The organism is Streptomyces sp. NPDC002602 (assembly GCF_042889445.1).
Classification (GTDB): Bacteria; Actinomycetota; Actinomycetes; order Streptomycetales; family Streptomycetaceae; genus Streptomyces.
In genome coordinates this window covers 68,978-84,144 of record NZ_JBIAQX010000018.1, presented here as the reverse complement: position 1 = coordinate 84,144, position 15,167 = coordinate 68,978, and the positions used below count along the sequence as shown (strand labels likewise).

The 15,167-nt window shown below is 69.6% G+C and carries 15 protein-coding genes and 1 pseudogene; 13 read left to right on the top strand and 3 right to left on the bottom strand.

Going from position 1 to position 15,167, the window contains the following annotated elements; translation table 11 throughout:
* Window positions 1-63: 63 nt before the first annotated feature.
* The 3 genes and pseudogenes from ACFYW3_RS32865 to ACFYW3_RS32855 form a co-directional block, all read right to left on the bottom strand.
* Window positions 64-771 carry a Crp/Fnr family transcriptional regulator gene (locus ACFYW3_RS32865; RefSeq protein WP_389388193.1) on the bottom strand — a complete coding sequence of 236 codons (708 nt, stop codon included), beginning with the start codon at window positions 769-771 and terminating at the stop codon, window positions 64-66.
* A gap of 23 nt (window positions 772-794) precedes the next feature.
* Window positions 795-1,394, bottom strand: coding sequence for a Pycsar system effector family protein (locus ACFYW3_RS32860; RefSeq protein ID WP_389388263.1), 600 nt, complete (start codon window positions 1,392-1,394; stop codon window positions 795-797).
* 279 nt (window positions 1,395-1,673) lie between these two features.
* Window positions 1,674-1,874, bottom strand: a pseudogene (locus ACFYW3_RS32855) (HNH endonuclease); the annotation flags it as partial.
* Between the two features lie 917 nt (window positions 1,875-2,791).
* Between ACFYW3_RS32855 and ACFYW3_RS32850 the strand changes: the two are divergent.
* The 13 genes from ACFYW3_RS32850 to ACFYW3_RS32790 all read left to right on the top strand — a co-directional run bounded on the left by ACFYW3_RS32850 (window position 2,792) and on the right by ACFYW3_RS32790 (window position 15,150).
* The gene (locus tag ACFYW3_RS32850) at window positions 2,792-3,397 is read left to right on the top strand and encodes a hypothetical protein (protein ID WP_389388192.1); all 606 of its coding nucleotides are present in this window, start codon (window positions 2,792-2,794) and stop codon (window positions 3,395-3,397) included.
* Window positions 3,398-3,432: 35 nt separating this feature from the next.
* A complete protein-coding gene (locus ACFYW3_RS32845) occupies window positions 3,433-4,281 on the top strand; it encodes an ATP/GTP-binding protein (RefSeq protein ID WP_389388191.1) in 849 nt (282 codons plus the stop codon).
* A gap of 45 nt (window positions 4,282-4,326) precedes the next feature.
* On the top strand, window positions 4,327-5,052 hold the full coding sequence (locus ACFYW3_RS32840) for an SAF domain-containing protein (RefSeq protein ID WP_389388190.1): 726 nt from the start codon (window positions 4,327-4,329) through the stop codon (window positions 5,050-5,052).
* Window positions 5,053-5,108: 56 nt separating this feature from the next.
* Window positions 5,109-5,873: a hypothetical protein gene (locus ACFYW3_RS32835; protein WP_389388189.1), complete on the top strand. Its 765-nt coding sequence runs from the start codon at window positions 5,109-5,111 to the stop codon at window positions 5,871-5,873.
* Window positions 5,863-7,449: a CpaF family protein gene (locus ACFYW3_RS32830; protein ID WP_389388188.1), complete on the top strand. Its 1,587-nt coding sequence runs from the start codon at window positions 5,863-5,865 to the stop codon at window positions 7,447-7,449. Before ACFYW3_RS32835 ends, ACFYW3_RS32830 begins: the two co-directional genes overlap by 11 nt.
* Window positions 7,446-8,381, top strand: a complete 936-nt coding sequence (locus tag ACFYW3_RS32825) for a type II secretion system F family protein (RefSeq protein WP_389388187.1) — start codon at window positions 7,446-7,448, stop codon at window positions 8,379-8,381. Before ACFYW3_RS32830 ends, ACFYW3_RS32825 begins: the two co-directional genes overlap by 4 nt.
* Window positions 8,378-9,268: a type II secretion system F family protein gene (locus ACFYW3_RS32820; protein WP_389388186.1), complete on the top strand. Its 891-nt coding sequence runs from the start codon at window positions 8,378-8,380 to the stop codon at window positions 9,266-9,268. Before ACFYW3_RS32825 ends, ACFYW3_RS32820 begins: the two co-directional genes overlap by 4 nt.
* 22 nt (window positions 9,269-9,290) lie before the next feature.
* Window positions 9,291-9,491: a hypothetical protein gene (locus tag ACFYW3_RS32815; protein ID WP_389388185.1), complete on the top strand. Its 201-nt coding sequence runs from the start codon at window positions 9,291-9,293 to the stop codon at window positions 9,489-9,491.
* Between the two features lie 37 nt (window positions 9,492-9,528).
* Window positions 9,529-9,969, top strand: a complete 441-nt coding sequence (locus ACFYW3_RS32810; RefSeq protein ID WP_389388184.1) for a TadE/TadG family type IV pilus assembly protein — start codon at window positions 9,529-9,531, stop codon at window positions 9,967-9,969.
* A gap of 32 nt (window positions 9,970-10,001) precedes the next feature.
* A complete protein-coding gene (locus tag ACFYW3_RS32805; protein ID WP_389388262.1) occupies window positions 10,002-10,430 on the top strand; it encodes a TadE/TadG family type IV pilus assembly protein in 429 nt (142 codons plus the stop codon).
* 69 nt (window positions 10,431-10,499) lie between these two features.
* Window positions 10,500-10,934 (top strand): TadE/TadG family type IV pilus assembly protein, encoded by a 435-nt coding sequence (locus ACFYW3_RS32800; RefSeq protein ID WP_389388183.1) that lies wholly within the window; start codon window positions 10,500-10,502, stop codon window positions 10,932-10,934.
* 22 nt (window positions 10,935-10,956) lie between these two features.
* Window positions 10,957-14,322, top strand: a complete 3,366-nt coding sequence (locus ACFYW3_RS32795) for a LysM peptidoglycan-binding domain-containing protein (protein ID WP_389388182.1) — start codon at window positions 10,957-10,959, stop codon at window positions 14,320-14,322.
* 192 nt (window positions 14,323-14,514) lie between these two features.
* A complete protein-coding gene (locus tag ACFYW3_RS32790) occupies window positions 14,515-15,150 on the top strand; it encodes a hypothetical protein (RefSeq protein WP_389388181.1) in 636 nt (211 codons plus the stop codon).
* The last annotated feature ends 17 nt before the right edge of the window (window positions 15,151-15,167 follow it).

Genomic DNA, 15,167 nt, shown 5'->3' with positions numbered 1-15,167 from the left:
CGACCTTCATGGAGCAGCAGGGTCGAGACGGTCCAGGACTGGACGGTACGGGCGTGCGCTGAGTCACATGCTCGGTACGTCGCTCTGGCAGCCAATACCGCCCGGAAGCAGCTTCTCGTCCCGGGCGGCTGCCCTGAGGTGGGCGACATCGTTGATGACCAGGTTCCGCCGGCCCAGGGTGAGGACACCGGCCGCCTGCAGCTGACTGAGAGCGTCAAGTGCTGATGAGCGGCTCATAGCCGCCATGGTGGCCAGCTCAGTGCGGACCATGCCCAACTCGACGACCAGGCCGTCATCGCCGTGCGTGCGGCCGATTTCGTCTGCGAGGTGACTGACGATTCGGGCCATGCGCGCCACGCGCGGCAAGTGCGCGAGGTCCACTCGCAGGCGTTCGTGGCTGTTGAGTCGCTCTACGGTCAGCTGGTACACCACCGTCTCCAGGTGATGGCGCTCGATGTAGCCGCGGAAAGCGTGGGCCGACAGAACAAAGCCTGTACACGGCAGGACTGCGGTGACCGTGACCGAGCGCGGTCGCCCGAGTAAGGCGCCCATTTCCCCGAGCACTTCGCCTGGTCCGCGCAGCGTCAGCGTCAGTTCGTCTCCGCACTCATTGATCTGGGTCACCTTCACCAGGCCGTCGACCAATGCGATCACGGAGTCCGGCGACTCTCCTTCTCGCAGCAGCACGGATCCACGCCGGAACGTTCGCCGGCGCCCGCGTTCCACAAGGTCGCGCCATACGTCGGCGGATACCAGGGAGCAGAAATTCATCAGCGTCCTGCCTCCCTGGTGTGTCATCCGACCACGGTCGCGAGAGCGAAGGCCGTGCAGCCCGCGACTGCCAACGTCAGCGACCACTGCACGCGGCGGTGCTTGGTCCAGGCGATCTCGCTCATCACCACCAGTTGCCGGGACAGCGGTGGCAGCGGATCTTTGTTACGGAGGACTTCTTCGAGCTCCGCCGGTTCCAGGTGCCGAACATGCCCGAAGTATAGGAAATCGTCATCACGTTCCGGCCCCCGCCGCTCCTTTCGGAGGTTCGGCGAGATGGCCCATGCGGCGCAGCTGGCTCCGCCCACCATGAGTAGGATGCCGCACCACAGGAACAGCCGTGATGCGCCGGAGTTGAGGTCACCCGCAGCTCGTTGGGAACCCGCAAGCAGCCCTAAGACAGCCAAGGCCGCGGATTGCATGGTCAGTGCAAACGAGGCCTTCGAATCAGCCTTGGCAGTCAGATCGGCAACAGCCGCCTGAATCCGCCACGCAGTCTCCGTCGACTCGACCGCCACCGGCCCTCCCCCACTTTGTGTCAGGCAGGTCATCCACCTGCCAGTCCGGGCAGAAGCATGGACATCGCAGCCGTCACGAAAACCTGACATGGGTAATTTGGCCAAGAATGGACTCCTTAGGTGTTGCAGCAGAAAGCGACCCGCCTGACCACAGGGCTCTTCCCCACGTACTGAAACACGCCATCGACGAAAGCCTCTGGGCTCGCGGTCAGCCATGGCGCGCAGGGGTGCGTGGCCCGCGCCATCCTGGGGGCGGACCACACGCGTCTCGCCCGGCTTACGGGGCGGGGGTGTAGGTGACGGTGTCACCGCCGCAGCCAAGTCGTAGAGGCGGTCCTGTTCGAGTTCGTCCACGGCCAGCCCCCATCGCAGTTTGGTCGCCGTCCACTCCGAGGCGTACCGACACGGCGCACCGGACGCCGGGGGCAGCCACTCCGCCGGGTCCTGGTCGGCCTTCTGTCGGTTCGACCGTGCCGTCACCGCGACGAGGGAGGACGCCTGCCCCTGGTCGTTCGCGTAGGCCTCGCGTCGTTCCGCCGTCCAGCCGAAGGCGCCCGAGTCCCAGGCTTCGGCGAGGGGCACCATGTGGTCGATGTCCAGGCCGCCGGCGCCGTCCACCGCGGTTTCGTCGTAGTACGAGCTCCAGGCTCCGCCGGTCAGCGAGCAGCGCGGCCCGACCTCGGGGGCGGCGATCGCTTCCGAAATGAGGACTTCCGCGCGGGTGTTACAGCCGTCGCTCGGATTGTCTCCGGCGGTCCAGTGCTTGAAGGCGGTGCGCGTGTAGCCCGTGCAGGACTCATCCGCGACCTGAAGCGCGGAGACGGCGACCCCGATCGGCAGGACCTCGGGGACTGCGGCCCGCGCTTGCGCGGGGGTGGGCAGGGACAGGGGGAGTACGGCGAGTGCCCGAGTTGTAGCCGTGCTACCACCCCCGCCGACAGGCCCCGGCCCCGGCCATCACCCGTACGGCGCACCCAGGTTCACCGCAGAAACGCCACGCCATCCACAACTCACCGACCGACCCGAAAGTGCGACGTTCCGCCGAGGGCGCCGTACGTCCTCACCGGTGCGCGAGCCCCGATCGTGACCCAATCCGACGTCACCGGTGAGTAAACCGGTGAGGTCCACCGGCCATGCTCGATCCAGCACCACACCTGCTTAGACTCACCTTCACCACCGTTACCAACAGCAAAGAATCAGCCAGAACAGAGGAATCAAGCCGACCGGCACCGGAATCACATCTCCAGCCGATTCTCACCGCCAGCCAGCAACAAACCCGCACCTCAACGACTGTACGGCATATGCCCCATCCACAACCCCGGGCAAAGGTGACGTTCGATCACCTGCACCCCAAGAACCCCATCGATGCTGACGCGTTGACGTCGTAGGGTGCGCTATACGATTGCACCGCAACCACGTACAGACTCGTTGCATCAGCGATTCCGCGGCCTGGATAGGCACCCAACTCGCCCGCCCGACGAAGTAACCACCCGGGGGTACCCGTGACAAAGGCACGACAGCACACCCGAACCAACAGCCACCGCCGACTCCTCGCCGCCACCGCCGCAGCCGCCATCGTCGCCACCCTCACCGCCGGCTGTACCAAGGACAGCGACGACAACAAGGCCGCGCCCTCCCCCTCGCCGACGCCCAGCACCTCCGCGTCGGCCAGCGGCTCCACCGATCCGCAGACAGCCGAGAAGGCCAAGGTTCTCGCCGCCTACGACGGCTTTTGGGCGGAATCGGTCAAGGCATACGAGACGGGCACGGAGAAGAACACCAAGCTCGTGTACTTCGCGGCCAAGGACGCGCTGAACGACGCGCTCACCGACATCACGAGCATGCGCAAAGCAGGGACCGTGACCAAGGGAAGTCCAGGACACCGTTCTGAGGCAACAGCATTGAACATGTCTGGCGAACATCCCACTGCCACGGTCACCGACTGCCTCGATCTCTCGACTTGGCAAACCGTGGACCGCGCCACCGGCAAAGTTCAGCCCTACCCCTCCGAACAACCTCTGCGGTACATCGCAGTCGCCGAGGTCGAGCTGTGGGCTGGCAGGTGGATGGTAGTCAAGATGACTCCGGACGGAGACAGAAAGTGCTGAGGCGCTCATCAGCCCTCGGGATTCCACTGATCGTCGTGGCATCGTCGCTCGCGCTCGCCGAACCAGCCCTGGCCGGCGGAGGAATCTGCGAAGGAAAGAACAGGTTTGTCACTGTCTGTGTGTCACAACCAGGCAATGACGGCAACTCCGGCACGGGCAACCACGATAAAGGGACAAACGGTGGTGGCGGAGGCGGAACCGAAGACCGCGGCGGCCTCGACCCTTCACTCTGCGATATTCGACTCCTTGATCCCCAGCCCCCCGCAGGCGCACCCCTGTGGGAAGGGCACTCACCGGGTGACGGCGCCATCTACGTCAACACCTGCGCCAGCGGGCCGGGAACCGCGAATGGGGACACCATCGGTCTGACTTTCTGGTCGAAGGACGCTCCGGCCCCGGCCGTCGACCCGGCCGTCCTCGCGCAGCGGGCAGTCGACAGCATGCTCTTGGACGGGCCTGCGATTGCCAGCCCTAAGGCTGATGGGCGGTACACGGTCGGGGTGCCGATGTGGTTGTGGGTCGGTCAGAGTCCCACGACCTGGGGGCCGAATACCGCGTCGGCGTCGGCGGGTGGGATCACGGTGACGGCGACCGCGAAGGTGTCGTCGGTGGCCTGGACCATGGGCGACGGAACGACAGTGACCTGCGTGTCCCCGGGTACGCCGTACACCGCGGCGCGTGGCATGTCGCCGTCACCGGACTGTGGTCACCGCTACGGGTCGACGTCGGCCGGCCGGCCGGGTGCCAGGTATCAGGGTGCCGCGACGAGCACGTGGACGATCGATTGGGCCGTGACCGGTGGCGGGCGCAGCGGTCAGTTGACCGAGGTTCGGACGACGCCGTTCACGGTGTCGGTCGGAGAGATCCAGGTCGTCGGCCAGTAACGACCGATTCCCCCACTTCCTTTACTTTGCATGGAGGCACTGCACGTGAGCAGCACCACCACGGCCGCCCCGGGGCGGCCGTCTGTCCCCGGCCCCGGCAGGGGTGGCGTCGAGCCGGCGGCCGCGCCGCGCATGGTGCGTCAGCGGCGGCGCCGGCCCGGGTTGATCGCTCTATCGGTCGCGTTGATCGCGGCCGGAGGCCTGTCAGGCGCATTGCTGTTCACGGCGTCGGGTGAGCGGTCGAGTGTTCTGGTGGTGGCGCATGACGTGCCGGTGGGGGCGACGATCACCGCCGCCGATCTCGCCCCCGCGTCCCTCGCTCTGGATCCGGCGGTCAAGGCGGTCCCGGTCACGAAGCGGTCGAGCATGGTCGGGCAACGGGCCGCCGTCGCGTTGAAGGCCGGTTCGCTGCTGTCCCCCGGTCAGGTGACGTCTGTGTCGCTGGTCAAGGCCGGTGAGCAGCTTGTGGGTGTGGCGTTGAAGCCGTCGCAGCTTCCGGCGACGCGGTTGGGTCCGAGTCAGAAGGTGTTGATCGTGTCGACCCCCGATCCTGCCCAGGCCGCGGCGGGCGCGAGTGGTGGGAAGGCGGGTGAGCCGGCGGTCGCGCCGAAGACGTTGGCGGCGACGGTGGTGGCGGTGGGTGTGCCGGCGCCGGCGACGGGGGTTGTCGTGGTGGATGTGGCGGTGCCGGCCGCGGATGGGCCGACGTTGGCGGCGCGGGTGGCGACGGGTGCGGTGGCGTTGATCATCGCGCCGCAGGAGGCGGGCTGATGGCGGTTGTGGCGTTGGCGGGTGGTCTCGGTGCTCCCGGGGTCACCACGACCGCGATGGCGTTGTTGATGGGGTGGCCGTTGGCGCAGGGGCATCGGGTGGTGCTGGCCGAGGCCGACCCTGATGGCGGGGCGATTCTCCCGGGCGCGCTCCAGGGCACTTTGGACAACTCGCACGGTCTGCGGAATCTGGCGGTGGCGGCGCGTCAGGGGCAGGTGACGGAGGCGTTTTGGCGTCAGTTGGTCGACGTCACCGACGCGGAGACCCGGGACAGGCTGGTGTTGCCGGGTCTCTATGATCCCGCGCACGCGTCGGCGATGGAGCCGGTGTGGCGGCCGCTGGCGGCGTTGTTCGCCGGGATCGAGGAGCACGGGCACGACGTCCTTGTCGATCTCGGTCGGCGGGGGGCGTTCGGCGCGTCCGGGATCCTCGCGCAGCGCGCCGACGTCGTCCTGGTGGTCGCCCGCAACACGTTGCGAGGGTTGCAGAGCGCCCAAGTGCGCCTTGACGCGCTGCGCGAGCAGCTCGGCGGGACCGCGGAGATCGGGATCCTGCTGGTGGACGAGGGGCCGTTCTCCAAGGAGGAGATCCGCACGAGCCTGGGGGTGCCGGTGGTCGCGGTGGTGCCGTGGCGGCCCAAGGAGGCGCGGGTGTTCTCGGATGGTGCGGAGCAGCCGCGTCGTTTCGAGGTGGGGGAGTTGATGCGGTCGGCGCGGTCGGCCGCGGTGCGGGTGCGGGAGCTGGTGGAGATCCGCCGTTCCCGGCTGGCCCCGCCGCCGCCCGAGTCTCCGTCGGGGAGGGTGGTCAGTGGTGCGCGCTAACCCGGTCCACAGCAACCCGCAGGTCACCCCCGGTACGTCACTGCAAGCGCGGCTGACGGGTTCCCGCGCGGCGGTGCCCGCTCCCGTGCACCAGCCGGTACCCGCGCCGACGGGCGCCGAATCGGCCAACCCGTGGGTCGTTGCCTCGCGCACCCCGGGCGCGGGTGCGCTCGTGCCCGCGCAGGCGGCGCCGGTCGCGCCGTTGGTGGTGGACTACGCCGCGGTACGCCTGATCAAGAAGGAGGTCGGCGAGCGGCTGACGGAGTTGTTGCGGGCGCGCCCGGGTCTTTCCGCGGAGGCGCAGGAGCAGCAGGGGCGCCATTTGATCAATGAGCAGGTGGCGATCTGGTCGGATGCCGAGGCGGTTCGTCGCGGTGTCGCGAGTAGCGCGGCCGAGGACGCGATCATGGCGCAGGCCGTGTTCGATCTCCAGTTCCGGGCCGGCCGTCTGCAAGCCCACCTCGACAACCCCCTCGTCGAGAACATCTTCATCAACGGCGCTTCGGACGTGTGGCTCGACTTCACCGACGGTCGCCGCGTGCGGGTGCCACGCGTGGCCGACTCCGACGAGGAGCTGCGCGAACTGATGCGGGATCTGGCGCGTCGCACCACAGGTCAGAATGAGCGCAGTCTGTCCACGGCCGATCCGTTTCTCGCGTTGCGTCTGTCGGACGGGTCCCGTCTTCAGGCGATGATCGAGGTGACGCCGGGCACCTATGTCACGATCCGCCGGCACAGCATGCGTGACGCCGACCTGCCCGAACTGGTCGAGCGCGGCATGCTCGACACCACCTTGGAAGCCTTCCTTCGCGCCGCTGTCCGTGCGGAGAAGAACATCATGGTCGTGGGCGGCCAGGCCGCGGGCAAGACCACGCTGCTGCGCGCTCTGTTGCGGGAGATCGATCCCGACGAGCGGTTCGCGACGCTGGAGACCGAGTACGAGCTGTTCGCCCACGAGAACGGCTTTCACCGGCAGGTCGTACCGATGGAGGCCCGCGAGTCAAACGGGGAGATGGTCGGCGGGGTCGCGGCCGGCGAGATCACGCTGATGGACCTGATGTACCGGGCGCTGCGCATGACGCTGACCCGCATCGTGGTCGGTGAGGTCCGTGGGCCGGAGATCGTCGCGATGCTCCAGGCCATGACCAACGGCGCCGGCGGAAACCTCTGCACCCTCCACGCCATCCGACCGTCCGTGGTCTTCGACCGAATCGCCGAACTGTACTTGTTGGCGCAGGCCAACATGAGCGAGCAACTCGCCTACCGGCAGGCCGCGAACGGCTTGGACTTCATCGTGTTCGTGTCCTCGATCGACGAGACGCGCATCGGCGGACACCGACACCGGTTCCTCTCCCACGTCCTGGAGGTGACCGGTATCGGTGAGGGCGGCCGCCCGGAGACGAACGCGATCTTCGGCCCGCGCCCGGAGTGGAACGAGCCCCGCGCGGTCCCGCTCATGCTGCCGCGCTGTATCAACGACCTGCGCCGCGTCGGCTTTGACGCCACCTTGCTGAACGAGCCCGGCGGGACCTGGCCCACGTCGCTGCCGCTCCTGATCACGGAGGACGCGCTGTGACCGTCCTTCTGATGTGGGTCTTGGCCGGCCTGGCCGTCGCCGGCGGGCTTGTCGGTCTCGTCGCCGGGATCGTGGGCACCACCACCCCCAGGGGCCCGGGAATCAGCGCGCGGCTTCGGGCCGGGCGCACGCTCGCATCCCGGGACGAGAAGATGGCCCGCCGCACACGGCTCGCCCTCGGGGCTGTGGCCGGTGTCCTGGTCTGGCTCGTGACGGGCATGTTCGTCGCCGGGGCGATGGTGCTCCTCGCCGTGATCGGGGTGCCCTGGCTGTTGTCGCCCACGAAGTCGGCGACGACCCGGATCGGCAAGCTGGAGGCGCTCGGCGACTGGACGCAGCGTCTGGGCAACGTGCTCAGGTTGGGGCGCGGTCTGGATGAGGCGTTGCAGGTGTCCCGCAAGGGGTGCCCGGAGGACATCGCGGGTGAGGTCGGGGACCTGGTGGACCGGCTTCAGGTTGGTTGGCGGCCCACGGACGCGCTGCGCCTGTTCGGCGATGCCTTGAACGATGTCACGGCCGACAAGGTGGTGGCCGCGCTGGTCTTGTCGGCGGCCGACCGTGGCCCGGGGCTCGCGCAGGCGTTGGACGATCTCGCCGAGTCGGTGCACGAGGAGGTCGCCCGGCGTCGGGTGATCGAGGCCGATCGGGCCAAGCCGCGCACGACGATGCGGTGGATGACGATCATCACCCTGGGGATCATCGGCGCCGGTTTCCTGGTCCCCTCCTACACCGCCCCCTACGGCACCAGCATCGGTCAGATCGTGTTGGCGATCCTGGCGGCCGCGTTCGTCGGCGTTCTCTCCCTCATGCGGCAGATCGCCGACACCAAGCCGGTCCCCCGGTTCCTGATCGCCGACCCACGCAGCGCCGTCGCCGCCGTCTCCGTCGCGGACGAGGAATCCGAGGAGTCCCCTGTGGAGGTGACGGCATGACGACGCCTGTTGCCGCGATCCTGGCCGGTGCCGCGATCGGAGCCGGCGGAGCACTGCTGATCCGCGAGGTACTGCGCCCCGCACCCGCTCTCGGGCCGGCGCTGCGCCGCCTCAACCAACCCGCAGTCCCTCAGGCCGCTGTGGGGGGCGAGGGGGCCGATCGGGACGAGCGGTGGGGGCAGTGGCTTGTCGAGCGGCTGTCTGATGTGCCGGGGGTGCGGATCCCGTACAAGGATCTCGCCCTCACCGGCGCCACCCCCGCCCGATTCCTTCTGACCAAGGTTGCCTTGGCCGGTGGTGGCCTGTTGTTGCCGCCGCTGTCCACGATCCCGCTTCTGCTGTTGGGCCTGCCCCTGTATCTCCCGGCGATCGTCGGGATCCTGGCCGCCGTCGTCCTGTGGTTCGCGCCCGATCTGGCGTTGCGGGACAAGGCTCGGCGGGCACGGGCGGAGTTCGCGCACGCCATGGCCGCCTACCTCGACCTCGTCGCCCTGCGGCGGGCCGGCAACGTGTCCGCCGAGCAGGCGATGGAGCAGGCCGCCGAAGTCGGAGAAGGGTGGGCGTTCCAGCGGATCCGGGGCGCTCTGGCCCGCTCCCGGGTCGACAAGGTCCCCCACTGGGAGTCTCTGGCCCGCCTCACCGCCGAACTCGACCTGCCGGTCCTCGACGACCTCGCCGCGATCATGCGGCAGTCCGCCGACGACGGCGCGTCCGTCTACGCCACCCTCCGCTCCCGCGCCAAGAACCTGCGCACCGAGTTGCTGGCCGCGCAGGCCGCCGACGCGAACGCCAACTCGGAGAAGATGACCGCCCCCGGCGCCCTGATGGCTGTCCTCGTGATGCTCCTCATCGCGTTTCCCGGCGTCATCCGCATGATCAACACCTGACTCACACGAAGGAGAATCCCTCATGACCAAGTACGCGATCCGTCTCGCGCTGGCTTTCAAGTCCCGTTGGGAAGAAGTTCAGGAGCACGCCGCCGAGGACCGGGGCGACATCTCGATCACGACCATCATCATCTGGGTGGCCGCCGTCGCCGGGGCCCTCGCCATCGCCGGGACGATCGGCATCGTCGTCACCAAGTACAACGGCAAGCTCTCCGGGATCTAGGAAGCCGACGGGAGACGGAACGACGAAGGGGGGCGACGTGTCGCACACCGCGCAGTGCGGATTCGCGCCGGAGGTCGAGGGGGCCACGGCCGGGGACCGGGGTGGGAAGGACCGGGGGGAGTCGTCCATTCAGATGGCGATCGTCTTCCCGATCGTTCTCCTGGTCACGGTCGCCGTGGTGCAGGCCGCCATGTGGTTCTTCGCCCGGAACATCGCGCTCACCGCGGCCCGCGAAGGTGTCGCGGCCGCCCGCGTCTACCAGTCCCCCGAAGGCGCGGGCGCGGCACGGGCCCACGAGACGCTCGGTCGAATCGCGGGCGACAGCCTCACCGGCACCACCGTGAGCACCTCGGGCAGCAGCGCCACCGAGGTACGAGTCACCGTCAGCGGCCATGCCCCGTCCATGATCCCGGGCATCGCCGGATTGAGCGTGTCCCAGTCGGCGGGAGCCCCGCGCGAGAGGTGGACCACCCCGTGACCGACACCCCAACCAGGCCCGGCCTTTGGGCGATGCGGTGGCGGGAGGACCGGGGCAGCGAGACGATCGCGGCAGCGATCGTCACCCCACTCCTCCTGATGTTGCTGTGCATGGCCATCGCGGGAGGACGGATCGTCACCTCCGGCGCGAAGATCGACGCGGCCGCCGAGGACGCCGCCCGCGCCGCCTCCATCTCCCGCACCCAAGGCGGGGCGCAGGCCGAGGCGAGCGCCGCCGCGGCCCGCTCCCTCGACGACCAGGGCGTGCACTGCGCATCAAGCAGCGCCAGCGTGGACACCTCCGGTCTCGCCGTACCGATCGGGGAGGTCGGCACCGTCACCGTGACCATCTCGTGCACCGTGACCATGGCGGACCTTCTGCTTCCCGGGGTACCGGGATCCAAGACCTTGACCAGCCGGTTCACGTCCGTGGTCGACTCCTACCGCTCCCGAGAGGGATAGACCATGCTCCGAGCAACGTCACCGACACTTCCCACCGAACCGGGAGTCGCATCGCGAACGGAACCGGAGTTGGGCTCACGTCGACACCGGTTGCGGAGTGACGAGGGTGGCATCGCCATCTATACCGCGATCGTCACCGTCGCCTTGCTGGGGATCATCGGTCTGGCCATCGACGGGGGCGGGAAGCTGCGGGCCACCGAGCGGGCCGATTCCGTCGCGATGGAGGCCGCCCGCGCCGCAGGCCAGGCCATCGACCCCGCATCGGCCGTCACCGGTACAGGTGTCCGCGTCGATCCGCAGGCCGCGCAGGCCGCCGCCCAGGCCTACTTGGCCCGCGCCGGCACCCAGGGCACCACCGCCCTGTCCGCGGACGGCACACAGCTCACCGTCACCGTCCACGACACGTACGCGACCAGATTCCTCGCGATCGTGGGCGTCGGATCGATGAGCGTCACCGGCCACGGAAACGCGCGACTCCTCCAGGGCGTCACCCAGCCCGAATAGCCCCGCCAGATAGGACCGGTTCATGTCGAAGCCCCCCACCGCCGGCAAGCCGGCTCCCCCCGTACGCGGCGCGGCGCAGACCGCGGCCGCGATGCTGCGCGGCATCCTCAGCCTGACCATCCTTGCCGCACTGTTGGTGGGTCTGCCCGTTCTGTTGTGGTGGGCCACCACCAGGGTCGGCCCACCCGGACTCGACGCCCTCGCCCATCTGTTCTCCACCGACGACTCGGGCCAGGTCTTCCTTCTGGTCCTAGCCGTCGCCGGATGGGTGGGATGGGTGCTGTTCGCGTGCGCGGTGTTGCTGGAGATTCCCGCCCAGCTCCGCGGCCGCGCGGCACCCCAGATCCGGGGACTGGTCGGACAGCGGGCCGCCGCCGCCCTGGTCGGCGCGGTGTTCTTGGCCCTGCCCGCCGGAACGGCTCTCGCCGCGCCTGCGACAGCCGCCCCCACCACCGCACACGTCAGCGTCAGCACGACCGCCACACCCGGCACCACCACCACCGCCAGCACGGCCGGTGCAGTGGCGGACGAGGGTGGGAGCGCGGCGGTGACGTACAGGGTGCGGGACGTGAAGCCGGCCGAGAGCCTGTGGTCGATCGCCGAACACACCCTGGGCGACGGCGAGCGATGGACCGACATCGCCGCCGCGAACGAAGGCCGTGTCATGGCCGACGGCGGCACCTTCCGTGCAGATCAGCCGATCCAGCCCGGATGGGTCCTGACCCTGCCCTCCGACGCGTCGACCACCACATCCGCCGGGATCCGCGCGCAGACCAGCCACACCGCCCCGGTCGGCGCGGCCGAGTACACCGTCCAGGAGGGCGACAGCCTGTCCACCGTCGCGGACAAGCAGCTCGACAACGCCGACCGCTACCCGGAGATCTTCGAACTCAACCAGGGCGCGCCGCTCCCCGAGGGCGGTGCTTTCACCGACCCCGACCTCATCTATCCCGGACAGAAACTCACCCTCCCCGCGACGGACAGCACGCCCGCGCCAGAGGCCCCCACCCCCGCGCCGGAGGTCTCCCGCCCCACCACACCGCCAGCCGACACCCCGGTCCTCACCCCCACCGCGCCGACCGCGAAGGCCACTCCCCCGCCGCAGGCGAGCGCGACGCCGAAGGCCAGTACGACCCCGAAGCCGAGCGCCGCCGCGAAGGCCTCGCCCACACCGAAGACCAGCACGGCCCCGCACGCGAGCGCTGCGCCGCAGGCCGACCCGACCGCGAGCTCCAGCGCGAGCGCCGCGAAGCCCAGCCCGGCCGCGTCGACTTCCCCGGAGGAAGCCGCGCCGGCCACACCCGCGGCTGCCCCGGCCGCCCCTCGGGCGCAGCTCACGGGTAGCAGCGTCAATTGGGTTTTGGTCGCCGGGATCGGCACGCTTCTGGCCGCGTCTCTCGCCGGCGCGTTGGGGGTGCGGCGGATCCTGCAACAGCGGCAACGCCGCGCGGGGGAGACGATCGCGCAGGACAGTGTTCCCACCGAGGTGGAACAGGTCCTCGACGCGGCAGCGGAGCCGCAGGGCATCGACTTCCTCGACCGTGCCTTGCGAGCCCTGGCCCACCAGGCCGGTGAAGAGGGCATCAGCCTGCCGGCGCTGCGCGGTGCGCGCCTCACGGCCGACGGCATCGTGCTCCTGCTGGATGAGCCGGCCGACCCCGTCGCGCCGTTCACCACGGGTCCCGAGGACCGGACGTGGGCGCTCGACCCCGCGGCAGGGCTGCCGGCGGTCGAGGAACTGGGCGACGTTCACGCCCCCTACCCCGGTCTGGTCACGCTCGGCGCGGACGATGACGGTCTCCTCCTGGCGGACCTGACGACCTGCGGTGTCCTGCTCCTGGACGGAACCTTCGACGAGGTCCTCGAAGTCGCCCGCGCCCTCGCCCTGGAACTCGGCACCTGCCGCTGGACCGACTACAGCGAGATCCTCACCACCGGACTCGGCGCCCGACTGTCCGGACTCCTGCCGCAGGGCCGCATCCGCACCATGCCCCACCTCCCGGCCGTCGCCACCGACCTCGGCGAACTCCTTCTCGAAGCCCACCAGAGCGGTGAACAGGTCCTGCCCTGGCTGATGATCGGCGCGGGTGAGCCGGACGAGGAGCACGTCACGCAACTCGCCGACGCCCTCGCGGCCGCGCGGACCCTGCAAACGGCGGTGGTCCTGCCCGCCACCGCGGCGGCCCGGCGCGCGTTCCCGCACGCCGAGATCCTCGACACCACCCGCGAGCAGACCGCCCGTCTCGAACCGCTCGACCTTCCCGTCACCTTGCAGCGCATCACCGACGAGCAGTACCGCCAGTACGTCCACGCCCTGACGGTGTCCGCCGAGGAAGCCCAACCGGCGACCGGTCCGTGGGAGTTCGCCGAGAGCCACGAGCAGGCGGCCGCAAGCGGGCAGCCGCTCACCGTCCGCATCACCAGCGAGGACGCCCAAGACCCCGGGAACCCGTTCCCCGCACTCCTCGCCGGACTCCCCACCCCGACCCCCTCCCCCACCGCCGCCGCCATCCCGGCACCGGGCACGCCCGCCGACGAGCCGGCCGCTGCGGCGCTGGCACCGGACTCCGGATCGACGTCCAGCGCCGCCGCGCGGCCGCAGCCGCCTACCGTCGCGACCGGCAAGAACGTGGTGGAGGTGCGGATCGAGATGCTCGGGCCGCTCGGGATCAAGGGCGGCGTGCGATCCGCTCACGCTTCCCGCACGACCGCGCTCGCCGCATTGATCCACCTGCGCCCCGGTCGCAGCGCCGAAGCCGTCTGCCAGGCCATGGACCCGATCAACCCGTGGTCCACGCGCACCCTGCATTCCCGCCTCTCGGAGCTGCGCAACGTGATTGGGCTCACCGAGGGCGGGCACGCGCTCCTTCCCCGTCCGAAGGCCGGTGACGGATACGTCTTCCACCCCGCGGTGACCTCCGACTGGGAGGAGTTCAAGGCGTTGGCGTCCCGGGGGCTGGCCACCGGCCCGACGGCTGGCACCGAGGACCTGGAAAGCGCGATGGCGTTGGTGCGCGGGAAGCCGTTCGACGGGCGCACGCTTCCGTGGACCGATCCCGTCATTCAGGAAATGATGTCGCGGATCACAGACACCGCCCACACCCTGGCCCGCTGGCACACCGACGGCGACACCCCCGACCTTGACGCCGCCCGCCACGCCGTCCTCCAAGGCCTCGACGTCGAAGAGACCTCCGAAGTCCTCTACCGGGATTTGCTGCGAATCCATTGGACCGCCGGCAACACGACTGCGGTCCGCAAGACGGTGGCCCGGGTGCAGCAGATGGCCCGCACCTACGACATCACCCTGGACGACACAACCGAGGACACCATCACCCGCGCCTTGTCACAGGCCCCCTACCCGGCCGCACACCGCGCCGCGACGAGCTGACGACCACCGTCGAAGAACGAACGTGCGGGGCCTGCCGTGGGCGGGCCCCGCACGCGTCTGCACACGCAGCCACACTTTTACCCGGTAAAACTCCGACGGAGGGGGCCAGAGCAGCACCCGCCACGGCGCGTGCTCCGCCAGGCGGCCCACGCGGACGGGCGGCGCACGGCGGCCCGCCCCAGGCTGGGAACCATGGCCGAACTCGGGAAGCAGCACTTCCGCACCGGGCACACGTGGATCGCGAGCATCGCCTCGCTGGTGGCGCTGGTGTTCTCGGGCTACAACTTCGCCCAGGCTCAGGAGGACCCGCGCACCGTGGTCACGATGCCGCTGACGCTGAGGCTGAACCGGGACGGCGAGAAGGTTTCCGTCTTCGTCCAGCCCACCATCGCCACGCGGTACGACACCGGGGACGTGGAGATGGTCACCGGCATGGAGCTGCGGTTGCGGCCCCCGAACGCGGGCCCTGGGCCGGAGTTCTTCTGGGAAGACAGCGTGAGATGGGTGGCCACCCGCGATCCGAAGGACTACGACACGATCGGCGTCTGGTGGCAGTTCGAGTCCGACCCCGCGCCCTTCATGGTCACCCAGGAGGAACCGAAGCAGCCCGTCATGCGCTTCAGCACCCACGGCTGGAAGGACGCGCCCGGCCGCTACGACGCAACCCTGACCGTCCGGCGCGCGAGCACCCGCGAACCGATCGAGCGAGCGTTCTGCCTGGTCATGGACTCCGCCGACATCACGTCGCTGAAGAAGCCCGGCTACGACGAGTACCGGCGCGACGTCCCCGGACGGCACGGGGGCGGCTGCTACCACCGCTACGCGTGAGGCCCCGGACGCCGCGC

What these genes read in the sequence shown, in the direction of transcription:
- ACFYW3_RS32865 (WP_389388193.1), bottom strand. Translation starts at nt 771, where the DNA reads ATGAATTTCTGCTCCCTGGTATCCGCCGACGTATGGCGCGACCTTGTG.
- ACFYW3_RS32835 (WP_389388189.1), top strand. Translation starts at nt 5,109, where the DNA reads ATGGCGTTGTTGATGGGGTGGCCGTTGGCGCAGGGGCATCGGGTGGTG.
- ACFYW3_RS32820 (WP_389388186.1), top strand. Translation starts at nt 8,378, where the DNA reads ATGACGACGCCTGTTGCCGCGATCCTGGCCGGTGCCGCGATCGGAGCC.
- ACFYW3_RS32815 (WP_389388185.1), top strand. Translation starts at nt 9,291, where the DNA reads ATGACCAAGTACGCGATCCGTCTCGCGCTGGCTTTCAAGTCCCGTTGG.
- ACFYW3_RS32805 (WP_389388262.1), top strand. Translation starts at nt 10,002, where the DNA reads ATGCGGTGGCGGGAGGACCGGGGCAGCGAGACGATCGCGGCAGCGATC.
- ACFYW3_RS32795 (WP_389388182.1), top strand. Translation starts at nt 10,957, where the DNA reads ATGTCGAAGCCCCCCACCGCCGGCAAGCCGGCTCCCCCCGTACGCGGC.
- ACFYW3_RS32790 (WP_389388181.1), top strand. Translation starts at nt 14,515, where the DNA reads ATGGCCGAACTCGGGAAGCAGCACTTCCGCACCGGGCACACGTGGATC.